Origin of the sequence: Actinobaculum sp. 352, assembly GCF_003957265.1 — a bacterium.
Taxonomy (GTDB): Bacteria; Actinomycetota; Actinomycetes; order Actinomycetales; family Actinomycetaceae; genus Asp313.
The window spans coordinates 455,136-474,485 of record NZ_RQSN01000002.1 but is presented as its reverse complement, the minus strand read 5'-3'; the positions used below and the strand labels follow the sequence as shown (position 1 = coordinate 474,485).

General features: G+C 62.9%; 23 protein-coding genes. All 23 read left to right on the top strand.

Annotation, left to right across the window (positions count from 1 at the left end; genetic code table 11):
• Positions 1 to 636: 636 nt before the first annotated feature.
• The 23 genes from EKN07_RS04170 (at position 637) to EKN07_RS04075 (ending at position 19,183) form a co-directional block, all read left to right on the top strand.
• Positions 637 to 1,071 carry a hypothetical protein gene (locus EKN07_RS04170; protein ID WP_206435670.1) on the top strand — a complete coding sequence of 145 codons (435 nt, stop codon included), beginning with the start codon at positions 637 to 639 and terminating at the stop codon, positions 1,069 to 1,071.
• A gap of 12 nt (positions 1,072 to 1,083) precedes the next feature.
• Complete coding sequence (locus tag EKN07_RS04165; RefSeq protein ID WP_126145698.1) at positions 1,084 to 2,754, top strand: terminase; 1,671 nt, start codon at positions 1,084 to 1,086, stop codon at positions 2,752 to 2,754.
• A 10-nt stretch (positions 2,755 to 2,764) separates the two neighbouring features.
• Positions 2,765 to 4,126 carry a phage portal protein gene (locus EKN07_RS04160; protein WP_206435669.1) on the top strand — a complete coding sequence of 454 codons (1,362 nt, stop codon included), beginning with the start codon at positions 2,765 to 2,767 and terminating at the stop codon, positions 4,124 to 4,126.
• Entirely contained in the window at positions 4,116 to 4,973 is an 858-nt protein-coding gene (locus EKN07_RS04155) for a hypothetical protein (RefSeq protein WP_126145697.1), read from the top strand. Before EKN07_RS04160 ends, EKN07_RS04155 begins: the two co-directional genes overlap by 11 nt.
• 70 nt (positions 4,974 to 5,043) lie before the next feature.
• Positions 5,044 to 5,610 carry a hypothetical protein gene (locus EKN07_RS04150; protein ID WP_126145696.1) on the top strand — a complete coding sequence of 189 codons (567 nt, stop codon included), beginning with the start codon at positions 5,044 to 5,046 and terminating at the stop codon, positions 5,608 to 5,610.
• 12 nt (positions 5,611 to 5,622) lie between these two features.
• On the top strand, positions 5,623 to 6,477 hold the full coding sequence (locus EKN07_RS04145) for a P22 phage major capsid protein family protein (RefSeq protein ID WP_126145695.1): 855 nt from the start codon (positions 5,623 to 5,625) through the stop codon (positions 6,475 to 6,477).
• Between the two features lie 2 nt (positions 6,478 to 6,479).
• Positions 6,480 to 6,632 carry a hypothetical protein gene (locus tag EKN07_RS12485; protein WP_164546594.1) on the top strand — a complete coding sequence of 51 codons (153 nt, stop codon included), beginning with the start codon at positions 6,480 to 6,482 and terminating at the stop codon, positions 6,630 to 6,632.
• Between the two features lie 16 nt (positions 6,633 to 6,648).
• Positions 6,649 to 7,221, top strand: coding sequence for a hypothetical protein (locus EKN07_RS04140; protein ID WP_126145694.1), 573 nt, complete (start codon positions 6,649 to 6,651; stop codon positions 7,219 to 7,221).
• Positions 7,222 to 7,229: 8 nt separating this feature from the next.
• Positions 7,230 to 7,586, top strand: a complete 357-nt coding sequence (locus tag EKN07_RS04135; RefSeq protein ID WP_126145693.1) for a hypothetical protein — start codon at positions 7,230 to 7,232, stop codon at positions 7,584 to 7,586.
• The gene (locus EKN07_RS04130) at positions 7,586 to 7,849 is read left to right on the top strand and encodes a hypothetical protein (RefSeq protein WP_126145692.1); all 264 of its coding nucleotides are present in this window, start codon (positions 7,586 to 7,588) and stop codon (positions 7,847 to 7,849) included. The genes EKN07_RS04135 and EKN07_RS04130 overlap by 1 nt, the downstream gene beginning before the upstream one ends.
• Positions 7,842 to 8,249: a hypothetical protein gene (locus EKN07_RS04125; RefSeq protein ID WP_126145691.1), complete on the top strand. Its 408-nt coding sequence runs from the start codon at positions 7,842 to 7,844 to the stop codon at positions 8,247 to 8,249. Before EKN07_RS04130 ends, EKN07_RS04125 begins: the two co-directional genes overlap by 8 nt.
• Positions 8,246 to 8,404: a hypothetical protein gene (locus EKN07_RS12480; protein WP_164546593.1), complete on the top strand. Its 159-nt coding sequence runs from the start codon at positions 8,246 to 8,248 to the stop codon at positions 8,402 to 8,404. Before EKN07_RS04125 ends, EKN07_RS12480 begins: the two co-directional genes overlap by 4 nt.
• A gap of 2 nt (positions 8,405 to 8,406) precedes the next feature.
• Positions 8,407 to 8,967 carry a phage tail protein gene (locus EKN07_RS04120; RefSeq protein ID WP_126145690.1) on the top strand — a complete coding sequence of 187 codons (561 nt, stop codon included), beginning with the start codon at positions 8,407 to 8,409 and terminating at the stop codon, positions 8,965 to 8,967.
• A gap of 106 nt (positions 8,968 to 9,073) precedes the next feature.
• Positions 9,074 to 9,385, top strand: a complete 312-nt coding sequence (locus EKN07_RS04115) for a hypothetical protein (protein WP_126145689.1) — start codon at positions 9,074 to 9,076, stop codon at positions 9,383 to 9,385.
• A 113-nt stretch (positions 9,386 to 9,498) separates the two neighbouring features.
• Positions 9,499 to 9,759 carry a DUF5361 domain-containing protein gene (locus EKN07_RS04110; protein WP_126145688.1) on the top strand — a complete coding sequence of 87 codons (261 nt, stop codon included), beginning with the start codon at positions 9,499 to 9,501 and terminating at the stop codon, positions 9,757 to 9,759.
• Between the two features lie 18 nt (positions 9,760 to 9,777).
• Complete coding sequence (locus EKN07_RS04105) at positions 9,778 to 13,281, top strand: peptidoglycan DD-metalloendopeptidase family protein (protein WP_126145687.1); 3,504 nt, start codon at positions 9,778 to 9,780, stop codon at positions 13,279 to 13,281.
• Entirely contained in the window at positions 13,281 to 13,958 is a 678-nt protein-coding gene (locus tag EKN07_RS04100) for a hypothetical protein (RefSeq protein ID WP_126145686.1), read from the top strand. Before EKN07_RS04105 ends, EKN07_RS04100 begins: the two co-directional genes overlap by 1 nt.
• Complete coding sequence (locus EKN07_RS04095; protein ID WP_126145685.1) at positions 13,955 to 15,013, top strand: hypothetical protein; 1,059 nt, start codon at positions 13,955 to 13,957, stop codon at positions 15,011 to 15,013. Before EKN07_RS04100 ends, EKN07_RS04095 begins: the two co-directional genes overlap by 4 nt.
• Positions 15,014 to 15,016: 3 nt before the next feature.
• Complete coding sequence (locus EKN07_RS04090) at positions 15,017 to 16,720, top strand: hypothetical protein (protein WP_126145684.1); 1,704 nt, start codon at positions 15,017 to 15,019, stop codon at positions 16,718 to 16,720.
• A 1-nt stretch (position 16,721) separates the two neighbouring features.
• Positions 16,722 to 17,381 carry a hypothetical protein gene (locus tag EKN07_RS04085; RefSeq protein WP_126145683.1) on the top strand — a complete coding sequence of 220 codons (660 nt, stop codon included), beginning with the start codon at positions 16,722 to 16,724 and terminating at the stop codon, positions 17,379 to 17,381.
• Positions 17,381 to 18,049 (top strand): hypothetical protein, encoded by a 669-nt coding sequence (locus EKN07_RS12475; RefSeq protein WP_164546592.1) that lies wholly within the window; start codon positions 17,381 to 17,383, stop codon positions 18,047 to 18,049. The genes EKN07_RS04085 and EKN07_RS12475 overlap by 1 nt, the downstream gene beginning before the upstream one ends.
• Positions 17,953 to 18,765: a peptidoglycan recognition family protein gene (locus EKN07_RS04080; protein ID WP_241228131.1), complete on the top strand. Its 813-nt coding sequence runs from the start codon at positions 17,953 to 17,955 to the stop codon at positions 18,763 to 18,765. Before EKN07_RS12475 ends, EKN07_RS04080 begins: the two co-directional genes overlap by 97 nt.
• 10 nt (positions 18,766 to 18,775) lie before the next feature.
• Positions 18,776 to 19,183: a hypothetical protein gene (locus tag EKN07_RS04075; protein WP_126145681.1), complete on the top strand. Its 408-nt coding sequence runs from the start codon at positions 18,776 to 18,778 to the stop codon at positions 19,181 to 19,183.
• Positions 19,184 to 19,350 lie beyond the last annotated feature (167 nt).

Here is a 19,350-nt window from a genome sequence, read left to right as displayed (position 1 = left end):
GATCACCATCCGCCCGCCACCACCGGTGACAACACCCCCCGGATCATCAAACGACAGGGACACGACATCATGCCGGAAGCGGCTGGCCCGGTCCCGGACCACCCGGGACCACCAACAAGGTAACGGGAGGGTACATGAACAGCCGCCACAAAACCAGCCGGAAACACGGCACAGACAGCAGCAGGAAACAATAGGCCAATGAGCTGGGAAACATCCAACCGCCACGAAAGACTGCCCGACAACTGGCAACAGCTCAGACAACTAACAGCAGCACGCGCAAACTACCGCTGCGAAGCACGCCTACACGACGGCACCAGATGCACAGCGCGCGGCACAGACTGCGACCACATACAGCGCGGAGACAACCACTCACCAGACAACCTACAATGGCTATGCGCCTGGCATCACAAACAAAAAACCAACCAAGAAGCCGCCGAAGCGCTGGCCGAACGGCGACGACGAAACGAACCACCGCCACGCCCACACCCCGGACTACTCTAACCCCCCCTGGGGACCACCCCGTACCCCCACCAGCAGCAACCCGGGGGGTGCTGCTGGTTTTTGTGTGTACGGGTCAGGGGGGTTGCGCGTGTCGGTTTGACTTGTGACGTGTGACATGTTCTAGGAGGTGTGAGTATGGCTGGTCGTGGGCCTGCGCCGAAGCCTGCGGATAAGCGGGCGCGGCGCAATAAGGGGCCGGAGATGACGGTTATTGAGGTCGCGCCGGTGGAGCCGCCGCAGTTGCCGCCTGGGCAATGGTGTGAGGCTACGCGGGCGTGGTGGGAGATGTGGAGGCGTTCGCCGCTCGCGCCTTCGTTTTCGGAGATGGATTGGGCGTTTCTGCTGGATACGGCGTTGTTGCATCAGCAGTTGTGGGCGTCGGGCGATACGCGGGTGTTGCCTGAGTTGCGGTTGCGGGTGGCGAAGTTTGGGGCGACGCCGGAGGATCGGGCGCGGTTGCGGGTGCAGTTTGCGCAGGCGGATGTGTCGGAGTCGCAGGCGGAGCGTGTGGCTGGTGAGAAGAGGGCGCAGGGTTCGCGTGCTCGTGCGCGGGCGGTGAGAGCAGTCTAGGAGGCGTTGGGCATGGGTTGGAGGCCGTTGGATGATGAGGACGAGTTTCCAACCCTTGGTTATGATGTCGCGGATTGGATGACTGAGTTCCTGCTCGCGCCGGATACGCCGGACAGGTTGCCGTTTGTGCCGACGCAGGAGCAGTTAGAGTTTTTGGTCCGCCTGTATGAGTTGGATCCCGAGTCGGGGAAGCGGGTCAAGCATCGTGCGGTCTTGTCGCGGCCTCGTGGCTGGGGCAAGTCTCCGTTTTTGGCGGCGGTCGCGTGTGCTGAGGCGTTGGGGCCGGTGCTGTGTGATGGGTGGGATGCGGACGGGCAGCCTGTGGGTGTCCCGTGGTCTGAGTATCGGACACCGATTGTGCAGGTGACGGCGACAACGGATGATCAGACGGCGAACACTTGGTGGCCCCTGCTGGAAATGCTGCGCGGCTCGCCTGCTGAAGCGGAGTACGGGGTTGAGCCGATGGACTCGTTTGTCGCGCTTCCTCGCGGCCGGATTGAGACGCGCACGTCGTCGGCTACGTCGGTCAAGGGCGCTAAGGCGGTGTGCGCGATCCTGGATCAGACGGAGACGTGGCTGCCGGGTAATGGTGGGCCGAAGTTGGCGCAGACGCTGCGGTCGAATGCGACGAAGCTTGGCGGGGTGACGATTGAGACGCCGAACGCTTTCACGGTTGGTGAGCGTTCGGTCGCGGAGGGCACGGCACGTTTTGCTGAGCTGGTCGCGGCGGGGAAGGTGAAGGATAAGGCGGCGCGTTTGTTGCTGTATGATCACCGGTCCGCGCCGTTGGATACGGATATTGCCGACAGGGAGTCGCTGATCGCTGGCCTTCGCGTGGCATATGGGGATTCGTCGGGGCATCCGGGCGGGTGTGTGATCCATGATCCGCCGTGTTCTCCTGGCTGGGTTGACCTAGAGCGGGTCGCAGATGATATGTGGGCACCGGATGCGGATATTGCGCAAATGTGCTCGGATTTCTTGAACCAGATTGAGTCGGCGTCTGACGCGTGGCTGTCTCAGCCTGAGCTGCGGGCCATCCTGGATGTTGACAAGACGGTGTCCACGTCGGAGCCGATCACGTTGGGGTTTGACGGGTCGGAGGGCCGGAAGATTGGCATCGCTGATTCGACGGTGCTTATCGGCTATTCGATTACGCAGCGGCATCTGTTTAAGGTTGGGATTTGGTCTCAGCCGGACGGCCCGGCGGGTGAGGGGTGGACGCCTCCGCGCCTGGAGATTGAGCAGACGGTACGGGACACGTTCGACCGGTATAACGTCGTTGGGTTTTACGCGGATCCTTCGGCGGGTTGGGCGCAGGACGTGAAGCAGTGGGAGGCTGCGTATCATCGCAGGCTCCGTGCCCGTATTTCGGCGGGTGAGCCGATACGGTATCCGCAGCGTAATGTGTCGGCGACGTGTGATAATTTCGCGCAGTTACTCTCGGCTATCCGGCAGGAGCGGATTACGTATGACGGGGATCCGCAGATGACGGCGCATTTCCTGAATGCGCGGAAATCTCCTCGGCAGGCAGGGTACGTGCTGGTGAAGCCGGCGGACGATCAGGACTATAGCAAGATTGATGCGGCCTGGGGTGCGATGATGGCGTACAAGGCCGGGTTGGATGCGACGGGGAAGGGCGCGGCGAGGCCACGGCAGCGGCGCGCGCCTCGGAGGCTCTACTAGGGGGTGGGTTTTGGCTAGGACGTTGGAGGAGTGGCTGCGTGTTTTGACGTGGCGGGCGGATCGTGCGCGGCCAAGGGTTACCCGCTTGCGGGCGTATACGACGGCTGATGCGCCTTTGCCTGAGATGGGGCCGAATTTGCGCCGGTCGTGGGAGGCGTTTCAGCGGAAGGCGTTGGCGAACGCGGGCAAGCTTATCGTTGATACGCTGGCGGAGCGTATCATCCCTACCGGGCTAATCGTCGGTGAAACGGCGGACTCGGATGTGACGCGGCAGGCCCGTAGGATTTGGCGTGATAACCGGTTGGATGTCGCGGTCGCTGACGCTGTCCGGGACGCTTGTACGGTCGGTGCCGGGTATCTGCTGGTGACGGTTGGTGAGGACGGGCAGGCTGTGGTGACCCGTGAGGCACCGGAGCAGTTGTATGTGGAGCCGGACGCGACGCGACCGTGGCGTGCTATCGCGGCTATCAAGGCGTGGCGTGACCCGTTGGCTAAAACGGATCATTTGCTCATGTGGGCGGATGGCATGTTTTCCGTGTGGCAGCGCGCCTCTGCCGGTGACGACGGTATAACGCTCGATACCGTATCCGGTGGCGGATGGGCGCTGGTGCGGCTGCCTGTCGAGTACGCGGGATCCGTGCCCGTGGTGATCCTGGAGAATAAAGACGGTAAGGGCGAGTTTGAGGACTCGACCGGCCTTATTGACCGGATCAATACGGGGATCCTGTACCGGCTGGTGACGATGGCGATGCAGACGTACCGGCAGCGGGCGTTGAAGGTGTCTGGTGAGGATGGGGAGATTCCGTCGGAGGACGCGGACGGTAACCAGATCGACTATCAGGCCATTTTTGAGCCTGGGCCCGGCGCGCTGTGGGAGCTGCCCCCTGGCGTTGAGCTGTGGGAGTCGGCGACGACGGATATTACGCCGATGCTGAACGCCGTGAAGGATGATTGGCGGGAGTTGGCGGCGGCGACGCATACGCCTGTTACTGCCATGCTGCCGGATGCCGCGAATCAGTCAGCTGCCGGGGCACAGCAGCCAATGAACCAGCTCGTGTTTAAGGCGCAGGACCGCATTAAACGGTTTGCGCCTGCCCTGGCAGTCGCGATGGTTAAGGCGCTAGCGGTTGAGGGTGTCGAGCTTGGGGTACATGAGACTGTCGAGGTCAAGTTTGAGCCTCCGGCGACCGTGACACTGTCGGAGAAGTACGCGGCGGCGGCGCAGGCCCGCGCAGCTGGAGAGGCGCTGGAGACGATACAGGAGACCATCCTCGGTATGTCGCCAGAGCAGATCGCGCAGGACAAGCAGCGTCGCACGGAGGAGCAGTTGTTAGCGCTGATCAACGCGGCGGGTGGTACCGGTGGCGGGTGAGTTGGAGGCCGTCGCTTATGCGACGCGGCTACAGCAGGACATCATGCTCACCACTCGGGTTCGTATCCGTGCTGCGGCACTCACGGCGTGGGATGCTATGCCATCGCTGCGTGACGAGGCGGTGGAGCAGCTTGTCGCGGCGGTCGTGCCGCGCGTGCAGGCCGGACAGGTGCAGTTGGCGGAGGTGACCAACGCGTACTTGTCGCAGCAGGCCCGCCTGTTGGGCTACGAGGTGGCAGATAGTGTGGTCGATGCGCGGCTGGTCACGGGTGCGCGTGGCGTGGCGGCAGCGGAGGTGTACGAGAGGCCTGCTGCGACGGTCCGTGCCGCACTGGCTGAGGGTGAGCCGTGGGAGGCTGCCCGGCTGGCCGGGCGGCAGCGGCTAGCGTCCCTGGTGGTCAGCGATTTGCAGCTGGCAGCGCGGACGCAGGCGCGGGAGACGCTGCGCGGGTCCGGGGTGAGCCTCTATCGGCGTGCGTTGACGGGCCGCGAGAACTGCGCCCTATGCATGCTCGCGGCAACAAACGTCTACGGGTCGGCTGACCTGATGCCTATCCATCCTGGCTGTGATTGTACGGTTGAGCCGCTGCCGCGTGGGCAGACGCACGTCCAGCTGGATCAGGAGATGGTCCGGCAGATTCACTCCGCCGTCTATGAGCATACGGGCGCGGTGGACTATGGCGGGCGTGAGATCGACTATCGGCAGATACAGCTGACGACGGACAGCCGGGGGAATATTTCGGCGGCTGGTGAGCCGGTTGTCAGGGTGAGGCAGCACGGCGAATACGGGCCTACGCTCACGTGGGCCGACCATGAGTTTACAGGCCCGCAGGCTATCGCAGCCTGAGGGTCTGAATTGTAGGACGGGGTGCCGGAACGGCACCCCTTGTTTATACCCGGAACGGGAAGGTTGATTAATGGCTGACGACAATACTCAGGATGCGCAGGCCACTGGCGGAGAAGCGGCAGTAGGCGGGGAAGCCGGAACGGACCTCGCAGCGCAGGTGACGCACTGGAAGCAGATGGCGCGAAAGAACGAGGCTCGGGCGAAGGAGAACGCCGAAAAGGCGAAGAAATTCGACGAGCTAGAAGAGGCGTCGAAGTCTGAATTGCAGAAGGCGTTGGAGGCGCAGCAGGCTGCCGAGGCGCGGGCCGCTGCGGCTGAGGTTGCAGCACTGCGCGGTAAGGTCGCGGCAGCGAAGGGCGTGCCGCTGGAGCTGCTGACTGGTGCGACGGAGGAGGAGATCACGGCTGCGGCTGATGCGCTGTTGGCCTGGCGTACGCCAGCTGGCGGTGATGGGCAGCAGGGCAAGCCACCGGCGGCGTCGGCGGCTGCTGGGGTGGCTGGCGCGCAGGGTGAGCCTATCCATGGCGTCGAGCAGTTGACGCAGGACGACCTTAAGAAGATGACGGCAGCTGAGATTAACAAGGCCCGGCGTGAGGGCCGACTAGATAGGTTGATGGGCAAGACGCCCACGCAATGAAGGGTATAGAGCATGTCTTTTGATCATTTCATTCCGGAGATTTGGGCAGCTGGCATCCTGGAAAATTTCCACGATGCGGCGGTGGTTACTTCCCTGGCTAATCGTGAGTATGAGGGCCAGCTGACCTCTGGTAACACGATCCACATCGGCGGAATCGTCGATGTGGAGGTGAAGGACTACAAGAAGGGTCTGGTTGAGGATCCGGAGAATCCGGGGCAGACGCTGCCGCGTACCACGGTACCGGACACGGTGCAGGATACAGGCCTTGATATCAAGATCGACAACGAGAAGTCTTTCGATTTTTACGTTGACGATATTGACGCGGCGCAGGCTCGGGGTGTGGGCGTGGAAAACTACACGCAGTCCGCTGGTATCGGCCTGGCAGAGGATACCGAGCAGTACCTGACCGCGCTACTGACCACGCAGGGAACCGCGATTCCGGGTACTGCGGCGATTAACTCCTGGACTGCCGCGTATAACGCCGTGCTGGATGTCCGGCAGGCGCTGACGAAGGCGAAGGTCCCGACGGTAGGGCGCGTCCTACTGATCAACGCTGGCTTTGAGCGCCAGCTGCTCGCTGACGAGGGCAAGCTGACCTCGTTTGACACGTCCGGCTCTGCTACGGGCCTACAGGAGGCGACCATTGGCCGCCTGCACGGCTTTCAGGTCATCACTTCCCCGTGGCTAGACGACACGAAGCCGACGGCGATTGGCCTCTACAGGCCCGCGCTCGCCTTCGTCTCTCAGATCACAAAGACTGAGGCGCTGCGCGGCAATGACAAGTTCGCGGACCGTGTGCGTGGCCTGCATGTGTATGGCGGCGGTATTACCCGTCCGACCGCAGTGCAGGTTTACCGGGGGGCGTGATCATGGCGCTAGTCAAGGGGTCTAATGGCCTAATCGTGGAGGTGGCCGACTCGGTGGCGTCTAGCCTGCTTGCTTCTGGGCTGGTAGTGACCGTGAAAGTGGAGCCGGTGCCAGAAGAGGATGCCAAGGCGGCCAAGGGGTCGAAGGGCAAGTAGGTGAGGGGGTGGCGGTATGGCTGAGCTATCCGCGCTAGCGGTGGCTGATGACGTGGCCGCCGCCTTCGGCAGGCCGCTGACAGAGGAGGAGGCGGGCCGGGTTGACTGGATCCTTGCCCGCCTCTCCGACCTGTTCAGGCGTGAGGCCCGCCAAGATTTCACGGTTGCCTCCTACACGCACAGGGTCAAGGTTAACGGTGGGCAGGTGCACCTGCCGCGCGGCCCGCTCGTCGCGGTCGAGTCAGTCAGAGATGACCGGGGCGCTGCGGTGCCCTGGACTATGAGGCGCGGCTACCTGGCCGTCCCTCTCCCGTCCCACACCTTCGTCATCGTCGCCTACACGGCAGGATACGCGGAGGTGCCCGGCGTCGTCGTCTCACAGATCGCTGACGCGGCACGCCGCGTCCTATCTATCGCACCGGAGGCTGCGGCGGGTATCTCGCAGATACACGAGACGACCGGCCCGTTCTCCGGGCAAATGTCGGTCGCGTCGTGGGCTGTGGGAGGGCAGACGATGCTCTCCCCGGATGATATCCGGCTGGCCCGCTCGTACAGGCCCGCGAGGGCCGGAAATGTGTGGGTGTTGTAGTGCGGAGGGTGACGCAGACGGCGACGATCCGCCGGCATTCGGCGGGCGGCCTAGACCGGTACGGTAACCCGCGCGTACTCCCTGTGGACGAGTGGCCTACGGTTGCGTGGCCTATCTACGGGGTAGGACAGTCCGGGTCGGATGAACCGGACACGGCGAATCGGGAGACGGTAGTAACCGGCGTGAAAGTGTACGCGCCGGTTGATGGGCCGTACCCGGAGCCGGAGGACAGGGTCGAGCTGCCGGACTGGCCGGGCGTCTACTGGGAGACGGTAGGCGAGGTGCTGATCTGGCGGGATAATCCGGCGGTGACCGTCGCCCGGCATACCGGGCTGGTTGCCACGCTAGAGAGGAGTCGGGGCTGATGGCATACGCGCGAATCGTGATCAATGATCGGGCGGTGCGGGACATGCTGAAGTCTCAGCGGGTGGTTGACCACCTGCGGGAGCATGGGGAGGCTATCGCGGCGGCTGCGGGTAGTGGCTACACGGTTGGCCACGTGATCGGCAAGACGCGCGCGGTTGCGACCGTGCTCACGGAGACGGCGACGGCAGCGCGGCGCGAGTCATCAACTCATGCGTTGATGCGGGCCACGCAGGCGCGGGGACGGACGGTGCCGGGTGGCTGAGATTTACGGGCCTGCTGACGTGGTGGCAGGCCTAGTCGGTTTCCTTCGCGGGCATGGGATTAATGCGGCTACGCGGGTCCCGTTAGAGCGTGCGCCGGGCATGGTCCGTGTTTCCCGGCAGGGTGGCGGTCCGGTCAACGAGTTGCAGGATCAGGCGGTCATGCTGGTTGAGGTGTGGGCGGAGGATCAACCGGCGGCGTTCGATTTGGCCCGCAAGATTTGGGGGCTAGTCGCGGCGGTGAGCGTCAATGATCAGGGCGCTTTTCCGGGCCTGGTCACGTATCGGGCGTCGCCAAATATACCGGTGCAGTATCCGGACGAGTACGCGCCCGAGCTGGACCGGCACCAGTTGACGGTTGACATGCTGGTGAGGTTTGAGCCTATGGAGGTGGACCTGTGACGACAGTAGAGCACCCGCTGATTGGCGGGCTGACACGTGAGGTGCCAGCGGGTGAGAAGGCCCGCTGGCTGGCGGCTGGCTGGCGGGAGGTCAAGTCGCGGCAAAAGCGGAAGACGGCAGAGGTCGAAGAGGCCTCTACAGAGGGGGAGAACTAATAATGGCACTACCGGAACCTATGGTGGGCGCGCCTGTATCGGCTACGGGTGGCGTCGCGTATGCGCCGACTGATACGGCGCTGCCGACGGATGCGTCGGCAACGTTGGACAGCGCCTTCGTGCTCGGAGGCCTGATCTCTGAGGATGGCTGCACGCTGTCCCCTAATCGCTCGCAGGAGCAGAAGCGGGCGTGGGGCGGCAAGATCGTGCGGACAATCCAAACTGAGTACGGGCTGACTGTGACGTTTACGTTCCTGGAGTCGTCAAAGGCCGAGGTGTTGAAGGCGGTCTATGGTGATGAGAACGTGACGATCTCGGCCGGGAAGATCGCCGTGCTACACAACGAGAAACAGCCGGAGCGTAAGGCGTACGTGCTGAACATGCTGGACGGTAAGAGGAAGCGGCGCATCGTCCTGCCGAACGCCCAGCTGGCGCAGACCGGAGACATTCAGTATGTGCATTCTGATCTGATTCAGTACTCGGTCGAGCTGACCGGGTACGAGGATGAGGCCGGGAACAACGGCTACGAGTACATTGACGACGACGCCATTACCGGCGACTAGTCGTCGCCTGCGAGGGTTGAGGGGCTGGCGAATTGGGTGGACCGCCAGCCCCTCCCCGTATATATCAAACACCCGCGAGTCTGCCCTATACACCTAGGAGGAAACTATGGCTACATCCCGTGCAACGGCTGCGAAGGCGAAGAAGCAACCCAAGAAGAACCACCCGAAAGATGAGCTGTTTGTCTACGATAACGGCGACGGCATCAGGATCGAAATCCCCTACATCGAGAACATCCCGTACGGGGTGATCGAGGACGGCATGGACGCGGACGGGGAAGCAGACGCTGTCCGCGTCCTCCTCGACGGCGTGATGGACGAGGACGCGCGCAAAGCGCGCCGCGACCTCACTTTCTCCGAGTTCCGCGAGTTGATCGAAACCTGGAACCGCGAGTCCGCTATCCAGCTGGGGGAACTCTGAGCCTCTGCCAGCTGGTACGCGACCATGGCGAGGCTATCGAATATGACCTGATACGGCTAGGACTGCGCCTGCGGGACTGTCCGAGCCGCGAGTTTAACTGGCGGGACCTGTACGTGATCGTCCGCCAGTCCCCGCAGGATTCCGCGCTTCACCGGGCTATGCATGGCGAGGATGCGCTGTGGGATATGGACGCGCAGCTCCTCGCCCACATCGCCGACCATGTGGCCTGGCTGGTGTGGGCGAAGACGGCGGATGGGCAGAAGGGGCGTAATCGGCCCAAGCCCATCCCCCGTCCTGGCGTGGAACCGGCGCAAGGCGGTGAGCGGCATATCGGTACCGCTGCGCCTGTAGATGTGATCCTATCAATGTGCTAGCCCTCGGAGGGGGTAATTTTGGCTGTCGAGCTGGCGAAGGCGTATGTGCAGATTATCCCCTCCGTGAAGGGGCTGAAGGCTGCCCTGGGTGAGGAGATGGGCGACTCCGAGGGTGCCGGGCACAAGTGGGGCACGTCTTTCACGAAGGGGCTTAAGAAGGCTGTCAAGCTGGCGGGAGCTGGCATAGCAACGGCGCTTGGTACGTCCCTCGCTAAAGGTTTTTCGCGCCTGTCATCTATCGAGGCCGCACAGGCGAAACTGACCGGCCTCGGGCATAGTGCCGAGTCCGTCTCCGAGATCATGGACAACGCGCTCGCCTCAGTCAAGGGGACGGCGTACGGGCTGGACGAGGCGGCCACGGTCTCTGCTGGCCTGATCGCTGCCGGGATCAAGCCGGGCAAGGAGCTAGAGCGGATCCTGTCCCTGGTCGGTGACTCTGCGGCTATCTCTGGCCGTGAAATGTCCGATATGGGCCTGATCTGGAACTCTGTGGCGACGCGCGGCAAGTTGCAGGGGGACGATCTGCGCCAGCTCCTCTCCTCCGGCGTGCCTATCCTCCAGTGGGTAGCTGACGAGATGGGAATCACCGCTGCCGAAGCTTCCGAAATGGCGTCCAAGGGTGAGATCTCGTTTGAGATGTTCGCCGACGCCATGGAGAAGAATCTTGGTGGCGCTGCCCAAGAGATGGGCAAGACGACGCAGGGCGCGTTTAAGAATTTCATGGCGGCTGTCTCCCGGTTTGGTGTTGCGCTGCTGGAGGACGTGTATCCGCTAATCGGTCCTATTCTTACGCGCATGACCGACTGGCTGGATGATATGTCCGGCAAGGTCGGCCCGGTCCTCGATTCGCTGGCGGATGGTCTCGGTAAGATTTTCGGCATCCTCATCAAGGGGGATTTCGAGGGCGGCTTCTGGGGCCTGGAGGAAGATTCGCCAGTAATTGGCTTCTTGTTTGGGTTGCGTGAAGCGGCTCTCGGCGCGTGGGACTCTATCAAGAGCCTGTGGGGTACCCTGTCGGAGGGCATACAGGGCATTTGGGATATCCTCGCGAGGGGCGACTTCTCCGGCGAGTTCTGGGGCTTCACTGAGGACTCCGGATTCGTCGATTTCCTGTTCAAGGTGCGGGATACCGCGCCTAAAGTTGTCGAGTTCGTCCGCGACCAACTATTCCCCGCGCTCAAAGACGGCATTACGTGGCTATGGGATCACAGGGACCAAGCGGCGCAGTGGGTTATTGCCCTCGGCTCCGCGTTCGCGACCTACAAGATCGGCTCTAAGATCTCTGATTTCGCGGGGAGTATCAGCAAGCTGTCCGGCGCGTTCGGCAAGTTCTTCGGCGGCATCGTAAAGTTCGTGGCCGCTAACCCGGTCGTGCTGATCATCGCGGCGATCATCGGCATTCTGGTGCTGCTATGGACGAAGTTCGAGGGGTTCCGCGACTTCGTTAAGGGTGTTTGGGATGCGGTCTCGGGCGTGATCAAGTCCGCGTGGGAGAACATTATCCAGCCCGCGCTGGCCGGGATCAAGAACTTTATCGTTGACACGCTGGTCCCCGCTATCCGCGACTTTTGGACAAACACGGTGCAGCCGATCTTCCAGAAAATCGGCGACTTTGTGAAGCGGGTTTGGGAGCAGTACCTGAAACCGGCCCTGGCTGAGTTCTCATCGTTTATCAGCGAGGATCTAATACCGGTCATCTCCCTGTTCTGGCAAAACGTGGTCATGCCGGTAGTCTCCGCTATCGGTAGCCTGATCCAGACCGTATGGCAGAACATCATTCAGCCTGTGTTCTCCGCTGTCAAGGATTTCGTCTCTAATATCCTCGGCCCGGTATTTACGTGGTTCCGGGATAAGATCATCCGGCCCGTGTGGGAGACTATCTCCCGTATCATCGGCACGCAATGGAAGGCCATTCGCGGCATCTTTGACGTCATCAAGGCTGTTCTGTCTGGTGACTTCGCGCAGGCCTGGCAGAAAGCGAAGGATGTTGTCAAGGGCGTATGGGAAGGCATCTGGGGTGCCATCTCAAACGTCTGGGATGGCTACATCTTCCCATTCCTGAAGGGGATTGGGGAGAAGCTTAAAACGTGGCTTATCAAACCCTTCGAAGATGCGGTCGAGGCGATCAAGAAGGCGTGGAACAAGGTCAAAGATATTTTCCGCCGCCCGATCAACTGGGTTATTACGCACGTAATCAACGGCGGCGTGATCAAGTTTATTAACGCGATCACTGGCGCGCTCGGCCTCGACTCCCTCAAAATATCTAACGTCAAAACAATTGACGCACCGCCAGCTTATGCGCGCGGCGGTAGGGCAGCTCCCGGCTGGGCACTGGTCGGCGAAGAAGGACCCGAACTTGTCAACTTCTCCCGGCCCGGCCGCGTATACACGGCAGACGAGACCGCGAAAGCGCTGCGCGGCTCTGACATTTCACCGTACCTGCGACCGGAGCGTGAGTATACGCCAGAGGAGGCGGCGCTGGCCGTCCGCGCGCTCAGGTCTGAGGATCCGGATCTGCTACAGCGGACCCTCGGCGGTTCCCCTGCCGACTCGCTGCTCCCTATCGGCGGTTTTTCCTTCGGCGCATTCAAGGACTGGGTGTCCGACAAATGGAATGGCGCGGTCGAGTTCGTCAAGGACATCGGCGGAAAGGCCGTTAAGTTTGTTCGTGGCAAGCTGGCGGACGCCGCGAAGGCGGTCATTACCCCGCTGCAAAACCTCGTCAAGAAGAACGTCTCCGGCATCTGGGGTGACTACTTCGTTGGCGCGGGCGACAAGCTGGTTAACTGGATTCGCGGCGTTGATGAAAACACTAAGGAGGTTAGCAATACCGGAAGTGACATGTTTGCCGCCGCAATGGGCGGCCTGGACACGTCGGACCTGAAGGCAGCCTCCGGCAGTGCCCTGAAGCCGATCACAGGCGGGCGACTAACCTCAACATTCGGCGTCTCCCGATACGGTGGCATGCACGCGGGCATCGACCTCGCAGCGCCGACGGGCACTCCGGTGCGGGCTATCGCGGACGCCATCGTCCGCGCCGCAGGCTGGAACGTACTCGCGGGGCGTACCGGGCAGGGCATCGTCCTGGCGCACGCTAACGGCATCGGCTCCTACTACGGCCACCTGTCATCTGTCGGCGTATCACGGGGGCAGAAGGTTACGCGGGGGCAGCGTATCGGCGCGGTCGGCTCGACTGGCAACTCTACAGGGCCGCATTTGCACTGGGAGCTGTCGCGGGGCAACAACCCGCAAAACGTTTTTAATCCGTTGCCGTACTATAACGGGGCGAAATTGTTTGACGACGGCGGCTGGCTCATGCCTGGCGGCGTCGGCGTGAACATGTCGGCGAAACCTGAGCCAGTGTTTACTTCCAAGCAGTGGGCGACACTGGAGGCGGCAGTATCACGGGGACAGTGGCCGTCCACGGTGACACTGCGAGTTGGTGAGAGAGAGTTCACTGCCTATGTGGATGAGCGGGCAGACGGGCGTATCGTCGAGGCTGCCCGGCTAGGGGGTATCTGATGGCGGTAAAAGCCTGGATCGCTGCACATACGGGCCTGCCAGCGTTCTACTCGCCCGCCCCGGCGCGGATCGTGGCGGGTGATCGGATCATCGCAGATGGCACGCGGCCTGTCTGCGTGTCTGACGGGCTGGCGCGCCTGGGTGTGGCGACAACGTATCTAGTGGATGGCGTCCCGGTCGTGCTCACACGTCCGGCTGGTCCGCGTGAGGGTGCTATCGTCGCTGACCGGTACGGGCGGACGGTGCCTGGCCTGGTCGCGGTCGCTAACGATGATCCCGTTTCATGGGATCCTGGCGTCTCCCGTACTGGGCATATCACCCGGTGGCCGATGGTCCGCCCGCTGGCGACGGGTACTAGCCTCGTCCTGCTGGAGGATCCGACGCTGGAGGCGAGCCTGTGGGATATCCTGCGGCAGCGTGCCCCACTGGTCATTGGTCCGGCGCGTGAGACTCCGGGGGTGCCGCTGCGGCTGGTCACGCTCGATGCGGTGTCCCGGCAGCGTATCGGCATGCGGGGAGAGCTAGAGTTTCAGCTCGGGTGGACTGAGTGCCCGGCGTCGCAGGGTACGGGGGCCGTGCCGGTGGTGACGTGGGGAGAGTATGAGGCCCGCTATGGGACGTGGACGACCGGGGCTTATACGGATGTGTTGCATGATTTGGCGGGGATGCCGGTATGAGGCCGGGACCATCGACTGAGGCGCTGGCCGGGCCGGTCGCCGTCGGCGTCCGCGTCAATGTCGCACGTGCGGGCCGGGTCATCGCTACCGATATCCCGGTGACTAACGTACAGGTGGACGTGCAGGCGTCCCGTACGGTGCCGGGACAGGTCACGTTCACTGCGCCTCATACGCTCGTCCCGGTAGGCCCGTATGACTCCCTCGCGAATTTTGGGCAGCGAGTACAGATTATCTGCCTGCTGGATGTGGACGGTACGCCATGGGAGGTGCCGCTCGGCTGGTATCTGATCACGGAGTGGGCAGAGCAGGCGGGCGGTGGCGTGCAGGTCACCTGTGCTGACCTGCTGCGTACCCTGGAGGAGGATCCGCTGCCGTGGCCGTCGTCGCCGCCTGTCGGGGCGACGCTACGGACGGAGGCACAGCGCCTAGCCGCAGGGATTCCGGTCATACTCGACGACATGACAGACCGGGGCGTGTCCCGAGAGTCGCAGTGGGGGACGTCGCGGACTGAGGCACTGGCCGCGCTCTGCACGGCATGCGGCGTCTCCTACGCGGTCCGTCCCGACGGCTACCTGCACCTGTACACGCCGGGCATGTCGTCGGCTGATGTGGTAGCGACGTATCGGGGGTGGACTATCGAGCCCGAGCGTGCGTCTATCGCCCGGCAGCCGAACCGGTGGATCGTAGCAGCGACGGCGGGGAGTGGTGACGCGCAAGAGCAATACTCGTCTACCGTGTCGTACACGTCGCCGCCGTATGATACCGCGTCGTATGGGTGGGTGACTGAGCGGGTGGAGTTGTCCGGGTCGGAGCTGACGGCTGCATCTGCACGCCAGCGGGTGGCTGAGGAGGCGCAGCGTAGGCTGCGGATGCGCCTCATATCTGCGCGTACCCGCTCGGTGGAGATCCCGCTCGACCCACGCCTAGAAACTGGTGACGTGGTGGTGGTTGAGTCTCCGGGTGAGACAATCACGGGCCGAGTTACTGCCTACAGTATGCCACTATCGGATATTAGCGCGCGTATGCGTGTAGACCTCGACGTTTTGGAGTGGTGATCTATGGCTAGACCTAATTTCTTCTTGGACATGCTTCCCCGGCAGGAGCAGCCGACTGACTCTACGTTGACGGGTGTTGTTGTGGAGGATTTGGGCGGTGGGAAGGTCGCGGTTGCTGTGGATGGTGCGCCGGATGATTGGCCGCCTGTGGTGGCGGTGTCTGAGGCGGGGTTGACTGGTGTTGGTGCGCGTGTCCGGCTGCCGCGTGATTCGTCGGGTCGCGTGGTGGCGGCGTCGTCTCCCCTGTCGCTGCCTGAGGGTGCCGTGCCGGTGCCTGTCGGTGTGACTGGCCGGGCCGTGGTGGAGGCGTTGGAGGCTGCGCGGGCTGCTGGTGCGGGCCTGGTGGAGGCGCAGGCGAAGGCTGATGCTGCGGCGGCTGATGCGGTGGCGGCGATGGTCGCGGCGGGGAAGGTTGTCACGGTCGCGGCGGTCGCGCCGGAGTCTCCGGCTGAGGGCCAGTTGTGGGCTGTGACGGAGGCGGGATCGGCGCGGATTGTGGGTCTGCGCCTGTGGACGGGCAGCGAGTGGGTGGCATACGCACTGCTCGCGGATTCGGTGATTGTGCCTGGGAGTGTGGGCACGATTGCGTTGGCGGATGGTGCGGTTACCGCGCCGAAGGTTTTGGCGTCGGACGAGCTGTGGGCGAATTTGCTGACGGTGGCAGGCGACGCGACGATTGGAGGCAGTCTGTTGGCTGAGATCATTACTGGTAAGACTCTTATTGGTTCGCAGGTGATTGCGACGCAGGGGGAGCGGGACGTGGCAAATGCGGGGCAGCGTCTCGCGGCTGCTGATGCGGTGGCGACGGATACAGGGTGGACACTCCCGCTGGGAGAGCTGTCCGGCAAGCTCGACTATAACATCGCGGATGTGGTCCCGGCTGGCGTGACTGATCCGGGCACGTGGCAAATGCGGGTAATGGTCGTCGATAAGGGGTCGCCGCGCGTCTATGCTCGCCTGTCCCGTCCGACAGGCAGTCAAACCTCGCAGGTTGAGCTACTCGACAGCGAGTGGGTGACGCTATCGGGGGTGTATACGGGAGCTGACACGCTGTTCCGGCTCTCGCTGGATATCCGGGGGGCCGAGCCGCTGCCGATGGACGCCACACTGCACGTCGAGCGCGTCCGCGTATACCAGCCTGCATCGCAGGTTGCGTTGAGGAATCTCGATGATGGCACGCCAGTGGTCGTGTATGAGGATGTGGACTCGGGCTTGCATACGGTGATGTCTCCTGACAGGCTGACGATTACGCAGGCCGGGCAGGAGACGCGGATTCCGTGGCGCAACGTCGGCCTGGCTATCGCGCCGCCACGCGCCTACCTGGAGGACAACACGGCGCGAAACGTCGGCAACGCGAACTGGAATATCGGGACTCTCGTCCCGCTCCAGCTGGAGAATGGCATGACGGGAGCGTCGTCCGGTGTAACAGTGCCAGTATCCGGGTACTACCGGATTTCGGCGCGCGCGAAGTTCGCGCCGAATCAGACGGGGCGACGCGTCGTCGGCATCTCGGTTAATGGCGAGTCGCCGGATACTAATACGTCGGTGATGGCGTCGCAGGGCACGACAGCTGTTGAGTGTAACACGTCCCTATATCTGGAGGCAGGGGACCTCGTGCAGATGAAGCTGTTTCAGCAGTCCGGCACGGTGTTGTCGTCGCCGGGGCGGACTATGACCATTGTCTTCGAATCGGAGAAGAGGGCCTGAGATGGCACACGCGCATTGGCGGGGTGTATCCCTGCCGGACCCAGCAGACGGGATCCTCTCCTCGCTGGAGACAGCGGCGGATACGGCGGGGCTGATCACGCCGCTAGTCGGTGATATTGCGGCAGCCCGCGCGCTGGTCGCATCTGCGTTAGCGGCTGGCGCGCCGATTTCTACGGCGCGGCCCGCGTATGTGGACGTGGGCGGAATCCTGTACCGGGCGACGGGTGAGCAGACAGATGGCGTGCTCCGTCTGTCCCCGGTATCGGAGGTCGAGTCAGCGTTTGACTCGTTCCGGGGTGGCCGTTATCAGCGGCAATCGGGAACGCAGTCGGCGCTAGTTACGTCTAAGCTTCCGGCGCGGCCCTATGATCGGACTATCATAGCATTCGGTATGGCTGATGCGACCGTGCAGGGCACGGCTGGTCTGCGGCTGCTCGTGGTGGACAACTCCCAGCCGGTTACGGCACGCTGGGAAGACAATTCGACGTATGAGACGCAGACGACGTTCACGATTGCGCGTGTGCCCGCCGGGGTTGATCCGAAGATAATTCTGGCGGTGTCTTTCGGCGGCGCGTCGGGGAAAGTGTCAACCGTCCAGTTCTCGGAGGCGGCGGACGTGAACAAGTTGGCAGTGCTCGCCTTCCCGGTGTCTATGGGCTGATGGAGGGTGAGTTTCAGGTTATGCATGGGCCGTGGGATGATGTAACATTCTGGGTTGCCATTGTAACAACGTTGGGGGCGATTGTTGCGGCGGTTACGTCGCGCCGGTCGGCCCGCGAGAGCGCGGCGGCGACTGAGAAGGTGGAGTTGCAGCGCGTCAAAATCCAAGGGCAAGAGGTTACCGCTAAGACGTTGTCGGAGACGATCTTGCGCCTACAGGAGCAGGTACGAGACGCGGAGGGCCGGGTGCAGTTGATCCGGCAAAACCTGGACGCGGCGGATGAAAAAATGACGCGGTTGCGCGACGAGCTGGCCGAGGCGCGTAACGATAAGGCGGGCTTGGCGGTCGCGTTATTGGATGAGCAGGCGTATGTGGCAGCGTTGGAGCGGCATATTTGGGCGAAACTGCCGCCCCCGCCACCTGCGAGACCACAAGCGGGTGCGCGGAACCGCGAGCGCGAAGCTGCCGCGACTAGTGGTGGCGACGTGGCGGATGAAGACGATGATGAGGAGGGGGACATATGGCGATCTATCCTAGGGCGGTTGTGGAGCTGTATACGGGGCAAACTGGTGTGGCGTATCGACATACGCCGACGCGGCTTACGTTGCATACGGCGGTCTCTAGCGCGGTTGACTTGTATAAGGGTAGGCCAGATGGTAACGGGTTGATCTCGCACTTTTACGTCAACCGCGATGGCGTGGTCTACCAGTATCGGGATACGCAGTTTCAGGCGTGGGCTGACTATCAGGGCAACGCTGGCAGCATCTCGGTGGAGACGTGGGACGGGGCGCAGGATGTGGCCTGGACTGAAGCACAGATCGCGGCCCTGGCGGACCTGTACGCCTGGGCGTACAGGGTACATGACGGGCTGCCTAATCGGCTGGCGACGGTGTCGGACGTTCGCGGCCTGGCGTGGCACCGGCTCGGATGTACGGGGAATTTCGGCGGGTACGATCCGGGGAATATCCTCACGTGGTCGGGTAATCAGACCGGCCTCGTGTGGTCTAGGGCGCGGGGGAAGGTTTGCCCGCGTGATGTGCGTATCCGCCAGATACCGGAGATTTACCGTCGCGCGCAGACCGGACAGGCGACGACGGCGGCGCAGACGACGGGGGTCGCGAGCGCGGCCACCTTATCGGACATAGAGGAGGTTATCGAGGCGATGAAGGCTACACACGTTATTTTCACGTATGGCAGTGCGATTTGTATTGCTGACATTTTGGCGGGTACCTGGCGGAAGATGCCGGATACGCAAACATATAATGACACGCTGGCCGTGCTCAAGCGGACGGGGGCGAAGGTCGCGGAATGGCGGCATTTCGCGGCTTCCAAGTCTAACACGGTTGCTAATCCGCGCGCCTTCGGCGCACAAGTGGAGGTATGATACTATGGAGTTGTCTCAGCAAACCGAAATCTTTACAGGCGTGGCCGCAGTGGTCGCGCCTTTTTTGACCGCGCTTTTCCAGCGCGCCCACTGGTCCGCAGCGGTCAAACGCTGGGTAGCAATCACTGTGGCGCTCATCCTGGCGACCGTGACCGTGCTCGTAACCGGGGTGGAGGATCCCGGCGATATCCTGGCCGTGGCCGCGCTGATCATCGCTGGGTCGCAGGTGATTTTCTCGGCTGTCTACCCGGCGGCCTGGGCGATCACGGACGCGGCGACACCGGCAGCAGAGGTGCCGGAGGGCGTGTTGCCGCCTGAGGAGCCGGTGGAGCCGACCGAGGACGGGGTGGACCTGGATGCGGTGATCTCCTCGGCGCTGGCCGCGTCGGAGCTGGAGTCTGGCGAGGATGACGTGTGAGTGTCTGGCGTGTGGCGGGCTGGTGTGGGTGGCTGAGGTGATGCTCGGCCCTGATCTGGTGCCTGTCCGGCTGGTGGGCGTGCCTGTGTGTGCGGGGTGCGGTGCCAGTCATCCGCTGGCGTGATGTGTGGGATAGCCCCCGGAGCCTCTGAGGAGGTTCCGGGGGC

Coding starts and splice junctions, on each gene's coding strand:
- EKN07_RS04170 (WP_206435670.1), top strand. CDS start 637: ATGGCTGGTCGTGGGCCTGCGCCGAAGCCTGCGGATAAGCGGGCGCGG.
- EKN07_RS04100 (WP_126145686.1), top strand. CDS start 13,281: ATGGCGGTAAAAGCCTGGATCGCTGCACATACGGGCCTGCCAGCGTTC.
- EKN07_RS04140 (WP_126145694.1), top strand. CDS start 6,649: ATGGCTGAGCTATCCGCGCTAGCGGTGGCTGATGACGTGGCCGCCGCC.
- EKN07_RS04095 (WP_126145685.1), top strand. CDS start 13,955: ATGAGGCCGGGACCATCGACTGAGGCGCTGGCCGGGCCGGTCGCCGTC.
- EKN07_RS04130 (WP_126145692.1), top strand. CDS start 7,586: ATGGCATACGCGCGAATCGTGATCAATGATCGGGCGGTGCGGGACATG.
- EKN07_RS04115 (WP_126145689.1), top strand. CDS start 9,074: ATGGCTACATCCCGTGCAACGGCTGCGAAGGCGAAGAAGCAACCCAAG.
- EKN07_RS04150 (WP_126145696.1), top strand. CDS start 5,044: ATGGCTGACGACAATACTCAGGATGCGCAGGCCACTGGCGGAGAAGCG.
- EKN07_RS04120 (WP_126145690.1), top strand. CDS start 8,407: ATGGCACTACCGGAACCTATGGTGGGCGCGCCTGTATCGGCTACGGGT.
- EKN07_RS04090 (WP_126145684.1), top strand. CDS start 15,017: ATGGCTAGACCTAATTTCTTCTTGGACATGCTTCCCCGGCAGGAGCAG.
- EKN07_RS04145 (WP_126145695.1), top strand. CDS start 5,623: ATGTCTTTTGATCATTTCATTCCGGAGATTTGGGCAGCTGGCATCCTG.
- EKN07_RS12485 (WP_164546594.1), top strand. CDS start 6,480: ATGGCGCTAGTCAAGGGGTCTAATGGCCTAATCGTGGAGGTGGCCGAC.
- EKN07_RS04085 (WP_126145683.1), top strand. CDS start 16,722: ATGGCACACGCGCATTGGCGGGGTGTATCCCTGCCGGACCCAGCAGAC.
- EKN07_RS04165 (WP_126145698.1), top strand. CDS start 1,084: ATGGGTTGGAGGCCGTTGGATGATGAGGACGAGTTTCCAACCCTTGGT.
- EKN07_RS12475 (WP_164546592.1), top strand. CDS start 17,381: ATGGAGGGTGAGTTTCAGGTTATGCATGGGCCGTGGGATGATGTAACA.